At 71.9% G+C, this 15338-nt stretch carries 16 protein-coding genes; 13 read left to right on the top strand and 3 right to left on the bottom strand.

Features of this window, described 5'->3' with window-relative positions; translation table 11 throughout:
• Positions 1 to 318: 318 nt before the first annotated feature.
• The 10 genes from aroA (at position 319) to KXC43_RS21250 (ending at position 9089) form a co-directional block, all read left to right on the top strand.
• Positions 319 to 1593, top strand: a complete 1275-nt coding sequence (aroA, locus tag KXC43_RS21210) for a 3-phosphoshikimate 1-carboxyvinyltransferase (protein ID WP_221377856.1) — start codon at positions 319 to 321, stop codon at positions 1591 to 1593.
• Positions 1594 to 2074: 481 nt separating this feature from the next.
• The gene (locus tag KXC43_RS21215) at positions 2075 to 3052 is read left to right on the top strand and encodes a TolB family protein (RefSeq protein WP_255644507.1); all 978 of its coding nucleotides are present in this window, start codon (positions 2075 to 2077) and stop codon (positions 3050 to 3052) included.
• A 64-nt stretch (positions 3053 to 3116) separates the two neighbouring features.
• Positions 3117 to 3497 carry a hypothetical protein gene (locus KXC43_RS21220; RefSeq protein WP_221377857.1) on the top strand — a complete coding sequence of 127 codons (381 nt, stop codon included), beginning with the start codon at positions 3117 to 3119 and terminating at the stop codon, positions 3495 to 3497.
• Between the two features lie 55 nt (positions 3498 to 3552).
• Positions 3553 to 4191: a tRNA (guanosine(46)-N7)-methyltransferase TrmB gene (gene trmB, locus KXC43_RS21225; protein WP_221377868.1), complete on the top strand. Its 639-nt coding sequence runs from the start codon at positions 3553 to 3555 to the stop codon at positions 4189 to 4191.
• Between the two features lie 23 nt (positions 4192 to 4214).
• Entirely contained in the window at positions 4215 to 6218 is a 2004-nt protein-coding gene (locus tag KXC43_RS21230) for an ATP-binding protein (protein WP_221377858.1), read from the top strand.
• Between the two features lie 16 nt (positions 6219 to 6234).
• Positions 6235 to 6636: a selenium-binding protein SBP56-related protein gene (locus KXC43_RS51065; protein WP_308129181.1), complete on the top strand. Its 402-nt coding sequence runs from the start codon at positions 6235 to 6237 to the stop codon at positions 6634 to 6636.
• Complete coding sequence (locus KXC43_RS51070) at positions 6633 to 7295, top strand: selenium-binding protein SBP56-related protein (protein WP_255644509.1); 663 nt, start codon at positions 6633 to 6635, stop codon at positions 7293 to 7295. Before KXC43_RS51065 ends, KXC43_RS51070 begins: the two co-directional genes overlap by 4 nt.
• Entirely contained in the window at positions 7292 to 7612 is a 321-nt protein-coding gene (locus KXC43_RS21240) for a hypothetical protein (RefSeq protein ID WP_255644510.1), read from the top strand. The genes KXC43_RS51070 and KXC43_RS21240 overlap by 4 nt, the downstream gene beginning before the upstream one ends.
• Positions 7613 to 7694: 82 nt before the next feature.
• Entirely contained in the window at positions 7695 to 8339 is a 645-nt protein-coding gene (locus KXC43_RS21245; protein WP_221377859.1) for an alpha/beta fold hydrolase, read from the top strand.
• A gap of 9 nt (positions 8340 to 8348) precedes the next feature.
• On the top strand, positions 8349 to 9089 hold the full coding sequence (locus tag KXC43_RS21250) for an alpha/beta hydrolase (protein ID WP_221377860.1): 741 nt from the start codon (positions 8349 to 8351) through the stop codon (positions 9087 to 9089).
• On the opposite strand, the gene KXC43_RS21255 is transcribed toward KXC43_RS21250, so the two are convergent.
• A complete protein-coding gene (locus KXC43_RS21255) occupies positions 9090 to 10001 on the bottom strand; it encodes a proteasome assembly chaperone family protein (RefSeq protein WP_221377861.1) in 912 nt (303 codons plus the stop codon).
• Between the two features lie 54 nt (positions 10002 to 10055).
• Positions 10056 to 12383, bottom strand: coding sequence for a putative bifunctional diguanylate cyclase/phosphodiesterase (locus KXC43_RS21260; protein ID WP_221377862.1), 2328 nt, complete (start codon positions 12381 to 12383; stop codon positions 10056 to 10058).
• 82 nt (positions 12384 to 12465) lie between these two features.
• On the opposite strand from KXC43_RS21260, the gene KXC43_RS21265 reads away from it, so the two are divergent.
• From KXC43_RS21265 to KXC43_RS21275, 3 genes are read left to right on the top strand one after another with little or no spacing between them, the layout of a single operon-like run.
• Positions 12466 to 13200 (top strand): EcsC family protein, encoded by a 735-nt coding sequence (locus KXC43_RS21265; RefSeq protein ID WP_221377863.1) that lies wholly within the window; start codon positions 12466 to 12468, stop codon positions 13198 to 13200.
• Between the two features lie 9 nt (positions 13201 to 13209).
• The gene (locus KXC43_RS21270; protein ID WP_221377864.1) at positions 13210 to 13638 is read left to right on the top strand and encodes a TIGR03618 family F420-dependent PPOX class oxidoreductase; all 429 of its coding nucleotides are present in this window, start codon (positions 13210 to 13212) and stop codon (positions 13636 to 13638) included.
• Between the two features lie 60 nt (positions 13639 to 13698).
• Positions 13699 to 14280 carry a fibronectin type III domain-containing protein gene (locus tag KXC43_RS21275; RefSeq protein ID WP_221377865.1) on the top strand — a complete coding sequence of 194 codons (582 nt, stop codon included), beginning with the start codon at positions 13699 to 13701 and terminating at the stop codon, positions 14278 to 14280.
• 36 nt (positions 14281 to 14316) lie between these two features.
• Here KXC43_RS21275 and KXC43_RS21280 read toward each other — a convergent pair whose 3' ends face one another.
• Entirely contained in the window at positions 14317 to 15150 is an 834-nt protein-coding gene (locus tag KXC43_RS21280; protein ID WP_221377866.1) for an NAD-dependent epimerase/dehydratase family protein, read from the bottom strand.
• Positions 15151 to 15338 lie beyond the last annotated feature (188 nt).

Below are 15338 nucleotides of genomic sequence, written 5' to 3' on the forward strand. Positions count from 1 at the left end.
TGAGCGGGCGGTTCGGGCTGCCTTCCAAATGACCCGTACGTGCAGCGCAACGTGGCGGCCCGTGCAAGGAGGCCATCCGCGCCGCGGGGCTGAGCGGTCGGTCTGAGCGGCGCGGCGGAGTTGTTCGTTTGAGCGGTCTGTTTGAGCGTTGTTTGAGTGGCGCGGCGGGGGTGGTTCGTTTGAGCGGTCTGTTGAGCGTTCGTTTGAGCAGCGCGCCGGAGCGGTCGGTCGGAGCAGGCTGCCTGAGCGGCTCGGCCGGTTGTCCCAGCCGCCGGAAATGTGCGGGCTGGGTCGGGATGGCGCCGGGAGGATGTCGGCATGACTTCGACTCGAGCGGTGCGGCCGGTAGGACGGGAACTGGACGCGGAGGTGCGGCCGCCCGGGTCCAAGAGCATCACGAACCGGGCGCTGATCTGTGCCGCGCTGGCGCCGGGTGTCTCGACGCTGAGGGGAGCGCTGTTCGCTGACGACACCAGGGCCATGATGAGCGCGGTCGAGGCGCTCGGCGCGGGCGTGCGGGCCGATGAGAGCCGGCAGACGGTCGTCGTCCACGGTGGCGGGCGGCCGGTCGCGGGTGCGATTGTCAATGCTCGCCAGTCGGGCACCACCTCGCGCTTCGTGCTTCCGGCGGCGGCGATTTTCGGCCCGCGTACGGTCGTCGACGGCTCCCAGCAGCTGCGGGCCCGCCCGTTCGGGCCGGTGTTCGACGCCCTGCGGCAGGCCGGCGCCAAGGTCGAGGAGCTGGGCGAGTCCGGTTTCCTGCCGGCTGCGGTCAGCGGACCGATGCGTGGCGGGGCGGTGCACGTCAGTGGGCACATCTCCAGCCAGTTTCTCTCCGGCCTGCTGATGGCCGGGCCCCTGACGCGTGACGGGCTCGAGGTGTCGCTGACCTCCGAGCTCGTGTCGGTGCCCTATGTGGAGATGACCAAGGCCGTGATGGCGGCTTTCGGCGTACGCGTGAATGACCTCACCGTCCGGCCGGGCTCCTACCGGGCCTGTGCCTACGACATCGAGCCCGACGCCAGCGCCGCGTCCTACTTCCTCGGGGCGGCAGCCGTCGCCGGTGGCCGGGTTACCGTGCGTGGGCTCGGGTCGGGCAGCCTCCAGGGGGATGTGCGGTTCGCCGACATCCTCGAACGGATGGGCGCCACGGTCACCCGGACGCCGGACTCGCTGACCGTGGCCTCCTCGGGCCCGCTGCGCGGCGTCGACGTCGACATGGCCGACATCTCCGACACCGCGCAGACCCTGGCCGCGGTGGCCGTGTTCGCGGACTCGCCGACTCGGGTGCGGGGGATCGGCTTCATCCGGGGCAAGGAGACCGACCGGATCGGCGCGATGGTCACCGAACTGCGCCGGGCCGGCATCGTCGCGGTCGAGGACGAGGACGGCTTCACGATCCAGCCGGGCACCCCGCGCCCGACGGCGTTCCACACATACGAGGACCACCGCATGGCGATGAGCCTGGCCCTGCTGGGCCTCCGCGCTCCCGGCATCGAGATCCTCGACCCGGGCTGCGTGGCCAAGACGTACCCCGGCTTCTTCGCCGAGCTGGACGCCCTGGCCGAAAGCAACCCGGCTGCACCGGCCTGAGCCGACCCGGTCGCGCCGGCCTGGGGGCGACCCGGTCGCGCCGGCTTGAGCAGACCCAGAGGGCGCCGGCTTGAGCCGACCCAGAGGGCGCCGGCTTGAGCCGACCCAGAGGGCGCCGGCTTGAGCAGACCCAGAGGGCGCCGGCTTGAGCAGACCCAGAGGGCGCCGGCTTGAGCAGACCCAGAGGGCGCCGGCCTGAGCAGACCCAGAGGGCGCCGGCCTGAGCAGACCCAGACGGCGCCGGCCTGAGCAGACCCAGACGGCGCCGGCCTGAGCAGACCCAGACGGCGCCGGCCTGAAGAAGCCCTGGACGCGCCCGCCTGAGCCGACCGGGTCGCGCCGCCCTGAGGCGAACCCGGGCGAAAGCGGCCCGGCGGAGTGAAATTCCGGGGTTTCCCGCCGGGAATCACTTAGGAGCAGAACGGTTGCGACGATCCTCTCGGTGTACGAGGCAGGTCCGGCGCGTCGGGGGGCGTTCGTCATGAAGGTGCTGGTCAGGAATCTGGCGTTGGCCGGGGTAGCGGCGGGCGCGATGCTGCACCCGGTGGCAGCGCAAGCTGTGGCGGCGCAAGCTGTGGCTGCGCCCGTGAGCCTGTCGACTCTGGTGGCTTATGTCCGTAACGGTGACATCTATGTCAGCAAGGGCAGTGCGGAGAAGCGCCTCACGACCGGCGGTGCTCATGCCCGGCCGCGCTGGTCGCCCGATGGCAAGTCGATCGCGTACCTGAAGCGCGGGCTGCTCTGGGTGATGCGGGCCGACGGTGGCAGCCAGCGCAAGCTTTCGACACGTGCCGCGGCCGGGCCGTCGTGGTCGCCGGACGGCAGGTCGATCGCCTTCGCGTCGCTGTCGTGCTCGGGTGGGCCCGGCGTCTATCGGATCGCCGCCACCGGGGGGAAGGCCGAGGTGCTGTTCCCGCGGGACTGCCGCGGCGAGGATCTGCCGCCCGAGCCGTTGCCGGTCACCGCGCGCACGGGGTCGCTGAGCGAGCGCCTGAGCACGGACGACGCGGTTGCCTGGTCGCCCGACGGGGCCAAGGTGGCGTTCCGGGGCGGTGACTGCGAGTCGGTCTACGACGCCTGCCTGAGCGTGGGGACGGTGGCCACCGGCGGCGAGCAGACGATCGCGGCGTACGGCGGCGGCAGCTTGCAGAACAAGGGTTTCGCCGTGGTGCCGAGCTGGCGGGCGGACGGCGCGAAGCTGGCCTGGACCGCGTACGAGAAGGGTGAGACCAAGGCGGCCGACCGGCCCGTGCACCTGGTCGAGTACGACACGAAGACCCGCGCCAAGCGGACCGTCGGGGGAGCGCTCGACCGGGAGCTGGCCTACATCGACGCGAAGCGGGCGGTGGCCACCGGTCAGTACGGCAAGGGCTCCTGGGTGATGATCGTCGGCCTGGCCACCGGCGTCCGCACCCCCTTCCACGAGGGTTCGCAGCCCAGCGTGCAGCCGGTGCGCTAAGCCGATCCGCGAGGTTGCCGATAGGGGTGGTGATCGGGAGCAGGAACGTTGCTGAGGAGCATGCATGACCGTCTCCGGGCTGGGCACCGCTCGTACCCCCCACTCGCCGCTCGCGCCGCTGCACCGGGCGCCGCGAACCGAGAAGCCGGCCGACCGTTCGGACGAGAACCTGACCGGCCGCGACCGCGAGCTGATCTTCCAGGTCACCGGTGTGCGCGACCCCGCCCAGCAGAGCGCCACCGCCTTCGCCGCGATTCTCGCCGCCGAGCGTGCCGCGGGCCGGCTCGCGCCCGGTCAGGAGGTCACGGGTCTCTACCTCAAGGACCTCGACCGGCGGTACGAGCGGACCGGCGGCCCCAACCCGGTGGCCGGGCTTCTGCCCAAGGCCCTCACCTACCTCGCGCAGAGCCAGGGCGCCGCGAGCCGGATCGACGTCTCAGCGTAGAAAGACAGGCGTGACCCACCCGCCGATCCGCACCTTCCACCCACGCCGGGGCCGCATGAGCGCCCGCCACTCCGACGCGCACGCCGCCCTCTGGCCGAGTCTCGGTCTGACCGTCCTGGACGGCGACCGCACCCCGCTCGACCTGGACGAGCTGTTCGGCGATCGGGCGCCCAAGGTGCTCGAGATCGGCTTCGGCATGGGCGACACCCTGGCTGCGACGGCCGCCGCCGAGCCGGGCCGCGACTTTCTCGGCATCGAGGTGCACACGCCCGGCATCGGCAACCTGCTGGCCGAGGTGCAGGATCAAAAGCTGTCCAACGTACGGGTGGCCCGGGGCGACGCGATGCAGCTGGTGCACCGCCTCGCGCCCGGCAGCCTCGACGCCGTGCACATCTTCTTCCCCGACCCGTGGCCCAAGGCCCGCCACCACAAGCGCCGCCTCGTGCAGCCGGCGAACGTGGCCCTGCTGCGCGACCGGCTACGCCCGGGCGGGGTGCTGCACTGTGCCACCGACTGGCCCGACTACGCCGAGGCGATGGCGGCCACGCTCGACGCCGATCCGGGGCTCGAACTGCTCGGCCACGACCGGGCCGGGCGTCCCGAGACGAAGTTCGAGCGACGCGGCGCGGGGGCGGGGCGGCCCATCGCCGACCTGCGCTACCGGCGTCGTACCGGAAATAGGTCTTCTGCGTAAATAGCGCCTTATAGGCTGGTGGGGTGAAAGAGGCCGGGCGTCTCGACGAGGACCTGCTGCACGAGGTCGCCGCGCTGCACCCGGCCTCCTTGGAGAGCGGCGGCGCCGACGAGCTGGCCGGCCTGCTCGCCGGGGCCGCGCACGCCCCGGTCGGCGTGATCTATCTCGTGCGCGAGGACACCCTGCGGCTGTACGGCGGTCACGGGCTGGCGGACGACTGGGGGCTGGCCGAGGCCCCGCTCAAGGGCAACCTGGCCGCCATCGTGGCTGAGTCCGGCGTCCCGCTGGTCATCGACGACCTCTCGGCCGATGAGCGCGTGCCGCCCGGACGTACCGGCGCCTACCTCGGCCACCCCATGCGCGACGGCAACGGAAACGTGCTGGCCGTCTGCTGTGCCGCCGACCACCAGCCACGGCAGTGGTCGGCCCAGGAACAGTCGTCGGTGGCCGCGGCGGCCCTGGTCGGCGCGCTGCTGATCACGGAGCAGCTCTCCCGGTACGAGATCGACCGCCAGCGCCGCTTCCTCGACGCGGTGCTCGACAGCCTGCACGACGGCGTGACCGCCTGCGACGAGCAGGGCCGGATCGTCTTCGTCAACGAGCGGATGCGCCGCATCTGGGCCGACATCGGGGCCGCCGGTGAGGATCTGGGCCTGCACAGCGCGCTGCGCGGCGAGCACCTGCAGGACAGCGACGTCGTGCTCCCGGGCCACAACCGGCGGGCCCGGCACTACCTGGTCGACGCGCACCCGATCATCGGGCCGGGCGGGCAGACCGTGGGGGCCGTGCAGGCCGTGCAGGACGTCACCCGCCGCAAGCGGGTCGAGCGGTTCCGCACCTGCGAGCTGGCGGTGACCACGGCCCTGGCCGACGCGCCGAGCATCGAGGCGGCCGGCCCCCGCGTGCTCGAGGCCGTGGTGGGCACGCTGGAATGGGTGCACGCCGAGTTGTGGCTGGTCGACAAGGCGGCCGGGGTCGTGCGCTCGGTCGCGCGGTGGAGCGCGCCGGGCTGGCAGTCCGACATCGAGGTGCCGGTCGACCTGGCGTTCGGGGTGGGGCTGGCCGGGCGGGCGTGGCAGGTGGGCAAGCCGCTGTGGATCCGCGACGTGGGCCGGCCGCAGAGCCTGATCTCGCCCGAGACCGCCGCGTCGGGGGCCCTGCACTCGGCGCTGGCGGTGCCCGTACGGGAAGGCTTCGAGACCCTGGGCGTGCTCACCGTGTTCGCCGACACGGTCGAGGACCCGGAGGACGAACTGCTGGCCCTGATGTCCGGGATCGCCGCGCACATCGGCCAGTTCGTCGAGAGACACCTGGTGGACGACCTGCAACGGCAGCTGGTCCGGAGCAAGAACGAGTACCTGGCCCTCGTCGGGCACGAGCTGCGGACGCCGCTGACGTCGATCAGCGCCTACACCGAGCTGCTGCGCGAGGCCGACGAGGTGAGCCTGATCAAGGACGGCCCGCGGCTGATCGAGGTGATCGAGCGCAACGCGCACCAGCTGCGCGACATCATCAACGAGCTCATGGAGCTGTCCGCGCTCGACACCGGTCACGCCGACGTCCAGCTCACGCCGATGGACCTGGCCGAGGTGGTGCGCGACTCGGTGGCCAAGGCCCGGACGGCGGTCGCCGGCGCGCCCCTGGTCATCGAGGACGACCTGCCCGAGCAGCTGGTGCTGCCGGGGGACCGCAAGCGGCTGCGCCAGGTGATCGACAACCTGCTGGGCAACGCGGTCAAGTACAGCCCGGACGGTGGGCACATCGGGATCACGCTCAAGACCTCGGGCCGGGCCGCCGAGCTGGCCGTGTCCGACACCGGGCTCGGCGTCTCGGTCGACGAGCGGGAGAAGCTGTTCACCGGGTTCTACCGCACCAGCCGGGCCCGCGACTCGGCGATCCCCGGCACCGGGCTGGGCATGACGCTGAGCCGGGCGGTGGTCACCCGGCACCACGGCAGCATCGAGCTGGTCGACCACGAGGGTAAGGGCACGACGGTGCTGGTGCGGCTGCCCCTCGACGCCCGTTGACAACCTGTTGACTGTTGTGACTCTGGTCACCGGGTGGCTGCCGGGTGAGGATGAGCGACATGACCCGGTGGACAGCTACGGCCGCGTCGTCGGCTGGACCGACTTGCCGCACACCGGTGACGAGCTGCACCACTTCGGATGGAACGCGTGCAGCAGCGCGCTCTGCCCGGCCGCGCCGCACCCGCACGTCGAGCGGAGCTACCTGATCGTGCCCGGCCTGCGGTCGTCGCGCATCTACGTGCTCGACACCAAGGACGACCCGCGGGCGCCGCGCGTGGTCAAGGAGATCCCGGCCGAGGAACTGGCGGCCAAGGCCGGCTACTCGCGGCCGCACACGATCCACTGCGGACCCGACGGCATCTATGTCTCGGCCCTGGGCAACGGCCACGTCGGGACCTCGGCGATCAGTACCAGATGACCCTCGAGCTGCGCCCGGCCCACGAGCCCACCCGGGAGTACGGCTTCGTCGGCGTGGTCGTCAGCGTCGAGGACCTGTCCGCGTCGATCTGGGTGTGGCACCGCGAGGCCGGCGAGTTCCGGGTGACCAAGGTGATCGACATCCCGGCCGAGCCCGCCGCCACCGAAGATCTGCCGCCGGCGCTGCAACCCTTCGGGGCCGTGCCGCCGCTGGTCACCGACATCGACCTGTCGGTCGACGACAAGTTCCTCTACGTCTCGTGCTGGGGCACGGGCGAGCTCAAGCAGTACGACGTGAGCGACCCGTTCCACCCGGTCGAGGTGGGCTCGGTGCGCCTGGGCGGGATCGTCGGTCGCGTGGCCCACCCGTCGTTCCCGGCGGAACGCCTGGCCGGCGGCCCGCAGATGGTCGAGGTGTCGCGCGACGGCAAGCGGGTGTACGTGACCAACTCGCTGTACGGCTCGTGGGACGACCAGTTCTACCCGGACGGGGTCGGCGCCTGGCTGGCCAAGATCGACGTCGATTCCTCTCGAGGCGGCTTGGCCATGGACCCGAAGTTCTTCCCGCACGGTGACGAGTTCCGCGGCCGCCGCGTGCACCAGACCCGGTTGCAGGGCGGCGACGCCAGCTCCGACTCGTACTGCTTCCCCTCCGCGTGAGCTGGGGGCAGATCCTGGCCCTGGCCGGGCTCGGCGCCTTCCACGGGCTGAATCCGGCCATGGGCTGGCTGTTCGCGGTCGCCCGGGGCATGCAGGAGCGCTCCCGCCTCGTGCTGTTGAGGTCGCTGCCGCCGATCGCCCTGGGCCACCTGGCCTCGGTGGCGATCGTGGCCTCGGTGGTCTCGGCGACCGAGTCGGTGGTGGCGGCCAACGTCGTCGGCCTCGTCGGCGGGGCCGTGCTGGTCGCGTTCGGCCTGTGGCGCGCTGACCATCGCGCTGACTGCGAATTGACTGTTGCTTCGATAAACGTCTCGTAACGGGGACGGCTGCGGCGCTTCGAAATCCGTTCCGGGGGTATGGCGACACTCCGTGCTCCCGGCCGATGAAGGACCGACGCTGATGCAGCCGCAGCCCCCACGCCGTTCCACGCACGCGACCAACAGCCCGCTGTACCGGCTCGTCTACGACCGCTGGGGCGAGTTCGGGCGGCCGGTTCTGCTGCTGCACGGGCTGCTCTTCGATCGGACGATGTGGTGGCCGGTCGCGGCCGAGCTGGCCGGCGACTGCACGGTGATCGCGCCTGACCTGCCCGGCCACGGGCAGTGCCCGCCGCGCACGGACTACAGCCTGGAGCGGGTGGCCGCCGACCTGGCCCGTCTCGTGCAGGACCTGCAGTTGCACCGGGCGCCGATCGTCGTCGGCCACGGCACCGCGGCCTGGCTGGCGGTGGCGTTCGCCGACGCGTACGCCACGCACTGCCTGCTCACCGTGGACGAGCCGGCCGGCGAGCTGCCGGACACGGTCGACGACGTCGTGGCGGCGGCCGGGCTGGCGGCGGTGCCCGAGGCGTACCGTCAGTTCGCTGAGCCCCGGCGGGACCCGGCGCTGCTGAAGGCGTACGCGGGCTGGAAAGCGCAACCACCCACCCGCCGCCTCGCCGTCGCTGGAGCCGGAGCGGGCCCCTCGAACCCGGCGCCGGAACGCGCCTTCGGCCACCTGACCGACCCCGAAGGGTTCGCCACTCGCCTGCGCGCGTTGCTCTAACCTGGGCCGATGGCCCTGATCCACGTTGATTTCTACGCCGAGTCGCTCGACCTGGCCACGTCCATGACCGTCGTGCTGCCGCAGGAGGGGCCGGCGCCGCCGCCTGTGCTCTACCTGCTGCACGGCCTCACCGACGACCACACCGCCTGGACCAGGTACACCTCGATCGAGCGGTACGCCTACGACCACCGCCTCGCCGTCGTGATGCCGCAGGTGCACCGCAGCTTCTACGCCGACGAGGCGTACGGGATGAAGTTCTGGACGTTTCTGTCGGACGAGCTGCCGCGCGTGGTCGGCCGGTTCTTCAACGTCTCGCAGAAGCGCGAGGAGACGTTCGTCGCGGGCCTGTCGATGGGCGGCTACGGCGCCTTCAAGTGGGCGCTGCGTCAGCCCGAGCGCTTCGCCGCCGCGGTCAGCCTCTCGGGCGCGCTCGACGTGGCCTGGCTGCAGAAGAACGACGACCGCCCGCACATCCGCGAGGTGATGGATCGCGTCTTCGCCGGGCGCGACGTCGCGGGCACCGACGACGACCTGTTCCACCTGCTCGAACAGGCCGACCGGTCTGCCCTGCCGCGCCTGATGCTGCGCTGCGGCACCGGGGACCACCTGTTCGAGCAGAACGAGCGGTTCGTGCACGCGTGTGCCCGCGCCGGCATCCCGCTGGACAGCGAGTTCGAGCCGGGCGGGCACGAGTGGTCGTACTGGGACAGGCACATCCCGCGCGCCCTGGACTTCATCGCCAAGGGCTGATCAGCTGTCGTTCTCGCGTCCCTGCTGCTCGGCCAGGAAGCGCTCGAGCTCGGCCCCGAGCTCTTCCGCGGTGGGCAGCGGGCGGTCGCTGTCGGCCAGCAGGTTGCCCTCGCGGCCGCGCAGGAAGGCGTCGTACTGGGCCTCGAGCGAGGTGACCAGGCGGCCGGCCTGCTCGTCGTCGGCGACCTGCTTGTCGACGTCCTCCCGGACGACCTTGGCCGCCTCGCGCAGCTCACCGGTGGGCAGGGCCAGGCCGGTGGTCGACGAGACCGAGTCGAGCAGCAGCTCGCTGGCCGCCGGATAGGTCGTCTGGGCCAGGTAGTGCGGCACGTGTGCGGCGAAGCCCATGGCGTCGTGGCCGCTCTCGCCCAGCCGGAACTCGAGCAGGTTGCCGACGCTGGCCGGCACCTGCACCTTCTGCAGCCAGGGCTCGCGGTCGCCGAGCAGTGACTTGTCGGTGGCGTGGGCGGTGACGCTGACCGGGCGGGTGTGCGGCACGGCCATCGGAATGGCGTTGAGGCCCACCGTCAGGCGGACGCCGAACCGCTCGATCAGGCCCGTGACGGCCGCGATGAAACGCTCCCACTGCAGGTCGGGCTCGGGGCCGGCGAGCAGCAGGAACTCGGTGCCGAGCTGGTCGCGCACGAGGTGCAGGGCGAGGCTGGGCTCCTCGTAGCTGACCCAGTGGTCCTCGTCGAAGATCATCGGAGGGCGGCGGGAGCGGTAGTCGAGCAGCTGGTCGAGGTCGAAGGTCGCGACGACCTCGCTGTCGAGGCGCTCGAGCAGGTTTTCGCGCGCGAGCTGGATGGCGCTGCCGGCGTCGACGAAACCGGTGAGGGCCTGTATCAGCACCGGCTCGGAGAGCTCGGGCAGCTCGTCGGCCAGCTCGTAGAGCTCGTTCGGATCGAGCACGTCGAGGCCTCCTGTGTTTTCGGGGGTGACCCTGCGAACAAACGGACCCGGTGATTAATTCCGGGCCATGGACGATCTTGCCAACTGGCTCTCGGCGAGGCGCGAGCGCACCTCGGCGGGCGGCAGCGGGCGGGAGAAGTGGTACCCCTGAGCAAAACGGTAGCCCAGGTCGCAAAGTGCTTCGGCCTGGGCGGCCGTCTCCACCCCCTCGGCCACCGCCTGCAGGTGCAGGCCCCGGGTGATCTGAATCATGGCGGCGGCGATCACGGCCTCCTCCGAGGCGCCGTCGATCCCGGCCACGAACGACTTGTCGACCTTGAGCGAGTCGGCCGGAACGGTCCGCAGCAGGCCGAGCGACGAGTGGCCGGTGCCGAAGTCGTCCAGCGCCACCCGCACCCCGAGCTGCTTGAGGGCGACCAGCGTGTCCAGCGCGACACCGCCGTCGAAGACCGCGGTCTCGGTGACCTCGACGACGAACTGCTCCGGGCGTACGCCGAACTCCTCCAGCGCGTCCCGGACCTCCTGGGCGAAGCCCGGTTCGCGCAGCTGCCGGGCCGAGACGTTGACCCCCAGGTGGCGGGGACCGGCCGCACCGAACTCGGCGTCCCAGGCCGCCAGCTGAGCCAGTGCCGTCCGCAGAATCCAGCTGCCGAGCGGAACGATGAGGCCGGTGCGCTCGGCGATCGGGATGAACGTGTCCGGGCCGACCTTCCCCGCCGGCCAGCGCACCAGCGTCTCCAGCCCGTACCAGGCGCCGTCCGGCAGCGACACGATCGGCTGGTAGACGAGGGTGAACTCGCCGGCGTCGAGTGCCCGGCGCAGGTCGGCGCCGAGCTGCTGGTCGGCCTCGTGGGTGCGTTCCAGGGCGTCGTCGTAGATGGCGAACCGGCCCTTGCCGCTGTCTTTGGCCGCGTACATCGCGACGTCGGCCCGCCGCAACAGCTCAGCCGCGGTGGCGCCGGGCCAGGCCTCCGCGACCCCGATGCTGCCGCGGGCCAGCAGCTCGTGGCCGCCGGCCCGCAGCGGCCGGCCCATCGCCTCGTTCAGGCGGCCCAGCACGGCGGCCGCCTCAGCTCCGGTCAGGCCGGGCAGCAGCAGCCCGAACTCGTCGCCGCCGAGCCGGGCGGCCAGGTCGCCGTGGCGCAGCTGGGTGCGGAAGCGCTCGGCGATGGCGGCCAGGAAGGCGTCGCCGACGGCGTGCCCCAGCCGGTCGTTGATGGTCTTGAAGTCGTCCAGGTCGACCAGGGCGAGGCAGAGCGGCTCGCCCCGGCCCAGCAGGTCCTGCGCCGACTGCTCGAACAGGGCGCGGTTGGCCAGTCCGGTCAGGCCGTCGTGGGTGGCCCGATGGGTGAGCTCTTCCTGGTACTCGTTGAGCTGGGTGAGCTGCTGGTCGACGCGGTGCAGCAGCCGTCCGTTCTCACGCAGCGCGCCGATCTGACGCGCGGCGACCAGCGTGGTCAGCACGGTGGCGGCCGCCGCCACGACGAGCACGATCCCACCGGAGTCGCCGCTGACCCACAGCAGCAGGGCGTCGGTGGCGGCCACCGCGGCGTACGGCACCACGCTGAACAGCCGGCGCCGGACGGGCCGGGGCGGCTGGCCGGCGGCCCGGCGCTGCCGGTCGGCGGCGAGGGCGACGCACAGCATCGTGGCCGGGCTGAAGATCTGCGAGACGCTGAGGCCGGGCGGCATGTGCACGACCAGCGGGAGCAGGCCACCGCCGACCGTGCCGAGGATGGCGGCCGCGGCGAACCAGCGCAGCGTGCCGTGCTCGAGGCCGCCCATGCCGGTCATCGCGACCTTGACCAGGGCCAGGGCCACGATCAGGCCCAGGACGGCGAGCATCAGCATCGGCACCGTGGTGCGCTGACCGACGCCGCTGCCGATGGCTCGTACCGTGAAGTACCACGCGAAGACGGTCACGGTGACGCCGATGGTGAGCGCGTCGAGCACGAAGCGGGTGGTGGTGCTGCGGTTGCCGCCCAGGGGCAGGCGCAGCAGGGCCCAGATGACGAGCACGACGCCGGCCGTGTAGCAGATCGACGTGGGCAGATCGTGCTGCTGCTGGCTGACGCGCTCCGGGTGAACCATGGACTGCCGGGCGTCGCCGATCGTGCCCAGGGCGATCAGCGCCGCGCACATCGAGATCGACCGCCACAGCCGCACGGCGACCCGGTCGAGTCCCGGCGTCCCGGCGGTCTGCCAACATGCGACGGCTGTCACACCCATCAGAACGATGCCCGGCAGCCAGCCCCAGGCCGGGCCGAACCGGGGATGCGTGGCATTGACCGCGTAGAGCACGATGGCTGTGACCTGCATGAGTGCTGCGGTGGCCAGGAGCGGGGTAAGGCGTAGGCGGGCCACGCGGCGGTCGTTCGTCACGCTCCGGAATATCGGCCGGACAGGTCTCTGGTTGAACACAACGATCACGAAGGCTCGCGTGCACGTGCATGTGCACGGCACAATGGCAAAGGAACGTTCCCTACCCCCTCGGAGCGATCTGGTGACCGAAGCCTCGAATCTGCCCTCTGAGCTCACCGAAACCGACGCGCCTCCCGGCAATCTGTGGTCGCGGATGAAGGCCGACCCGCAGTACGCGCCGGAACACCTCGCCCTCGAAGCGGTCCGCCGCCTGGGCCCCGAGGCAGCCGCCTGGGCCGAGCACATGCGGGCCGAAAATCCGGAACGCACCCCCGACCAACTGGCCGACGTGGCCGTCAAGCGGTTCACCACGCTCGCCCGCATCTCGGGCGCCGTCTCCGGGGTCACCGGCCTGCCCGGCGCGGTTCTCGATGTCGGCGTCCTGGCCTGGAATCAGGCGCGCATGGTGCTGCACATCGCCGCCGCCTACGGCCACGACCCGACCGCGCCCGAGCGGGCGACCGACCTGCTGGTGCTCCAGCGCGTGCACAAGGTTGCCCAGTCGGCCCGCCTGGCGCTGGGCGTCGCCGCCGGTCGCGAGCGCGCCGTCAAGCTGTTCGCCGGGGCGGCCGCGCGCCCGTTGTCCGGCGTGATGCTGCGGCTCGGCATGAAGCTGGCCCAGATGGCGGGCGTCCGCGCGGCCCGGCGCATGTTCGCCAAGATGATCCCGGGCGCGTCGATCGTGCTGGGCACCTGGGTCAACTCGGCCGCCACCAAGGATCTCGCCAACCGCGCCCGCGACGTCTACCGCCACGCCCGCCAGCCCCAGCCGCGGTAGCGTTCCCCCATGGGAATGACGCTGTCCGAGGCCTGGGAACTCAGCCGGGCCGACTCGGGTCTGGCCCTCGTGTCGACGCTGCGCGCCGACAGCACGATCCAGACCTCCCTGGTCAACACCGGCATCGTCACACGCGGCGAGCAATATCTGGCCTTCGTCACGTACGGACCGGTGAAGCTGGCCAACCTGCGGGCCCGCCCGCAGATCACCGTCGGCTTCCGCCAGGGCTGGAAGTGGGCCGCCGTCGAGGGCCGCGCACAGTTGGCCGGCCCCGACGACCCGTGGCAGGGCCTCGACGCCGAGGGCCTGCGGCTGCTGCTGCGCGAGGTCTTCGCCGCCGCCGGGGGCAGCCACGACAACTGGGACGAATACGACCGCGTGATGCGCGAGCAGCGCCGCACCGCCGTCCTGATCACCCCCGCCCGCGTCTACGGCTAAGCGAATCGCCGCTCCGGACGATCGGTTTCCTCGAACGGATCCGATCCTCAAGGGGGCTGCGTGCGTCGTCGGCTGGGACTTCTCGTCTTCGCGCCGCTCGTGCTGGCCGGTTGCGGCAGCGGTGACAAGGCGAGCACGGCCGAGGACGGGGCCGGCGGCAAGTCGTGGGTCGTGGTGAACACCGGCAGCGCCACCCCGTCAGCCGTGCCGAGCCGGGGCACCGGCACCCGCAGCCCGTTGCCCAGCGGCTTCCTGCCCCTGCCCACCGCCACCGCGAAGCCCACGGTCGCCGGCACCTCCACCTGCCCGCCGGTCAAGGGCAACGTGATCAACGGCGCCGACGCCACCGCGGGGGCCACCAGCGGCACCGTGACCTGGTACGACCCGGCCACGTCGGACATCGTCGAATACCGGATCACCGCCATCAGCCAGGACGCCATGCTCGGACCCCAGCGCGACGTCGGCTGGACGGTCGTCACGCCCGGGGCGACCTGCGGCTACCGGACAGCCACGGTGACCGGTCTCAACCGCGACACCCGCTACGTCTTCTCGGTCGACATGGTCACCAGCCGCAGGGTCCAGGGCAACGACGGCACGGTCGCGGCGACGGTCGCCCGTTCCCGGGTCGTCAAGACGTCGTGAGCGTTCATCCTGAGCGCGTGACCGGCCGTCGGATCATCAGGTCGTCCTGAGACCGGCCCGTGGCGTCCAGCCCTGAGCACGGGCGCGCCCGATGTCCAGCACCAGGCCGTCGGTCACCTGGTCGACGGCGTACGGGGTGAGAGTCCGCACCAGCCCCGCCGAAGCGACCGCCCGCGCGAGCCGCACGGGCACGTGCCGCACCGGCACCCCCAGCACAGCCGCCACCGCCGCGTCCCGCGAATAGGCCGCCGCGTCAGCGACGTTGTACGCGCCGGGCGGCCACCGCCACGCGGCCAGGCAAGCCGACGCTAGGTTGTCGACGGACGTCAGGCTCAACGGCACATCCGGCCCCGGCAACCAGGCCCGGCCCCCTCGCACGACCCGCCGCAGCCGGGGGAGCAGGTGCGGGTCGCCGTCCCCGTAGACCGCGCGCGGCCGCAATACCACCGCTCCCGCGGCCAGGGCCAGCCGCTCGCCGGCGGCCTTCGTCCGCCCGTACGCCGTCCGCTGCCCGTCGACCGGGTGGTCCTCCCGCACCGGCGCCGGGTAGGGCCCCGGGCGATAGACGCTGGCGCTGCTCACCCAGACCACCGGAGTTGTGCCGGCCGCCTCGAGAAGCCGCCGCGTCCCGTCGACGTTGACGGCAGCGAACTCCCGCTCGGCCCCGGAGTCACCGACCGCGGCCGCCAAGTGGAGAACGACGTCGGCGCCGGCCAGGTCGGGCGTCGTAGCCGTCGCATCCCAGTAGACGTGCTCGCCGACCGGGCCCGGGCGCCGCCCCAGACAGACCACGGCAGCGCCGGACCCTGCCGCGAGCCGCGCCACCACTCCACCGCAGAAGCCGCTGGCCCCGGTGACCGCGACTCTCACGCTGTGCCTTTACCGCTCATGCCGCGCCGGCGGCGGCGTCGGGGCGTTCACGCTCTGCCCGATGTTGTTCGCTGCTGCCCTGCTCATGTTGTGCGGGTGGTTGTTTGTGGCGCTCATGTTGTGCGGGTGGTTGTTTGTGGCGCTCATGTTGTGCGGGTGGTTGTTTGTGGCGCTCATGTTGTGCGGGT

It is taken from the genome of Paractinoplanes polyasparticus, assembly GCF_019710575.1.
GTDB lineage: Bacteria > Actinomycetota > Actinomycetes > Mycobacteriales > Micromonosporaceae > Actinoplanes > Actinoplanes polyasparticus.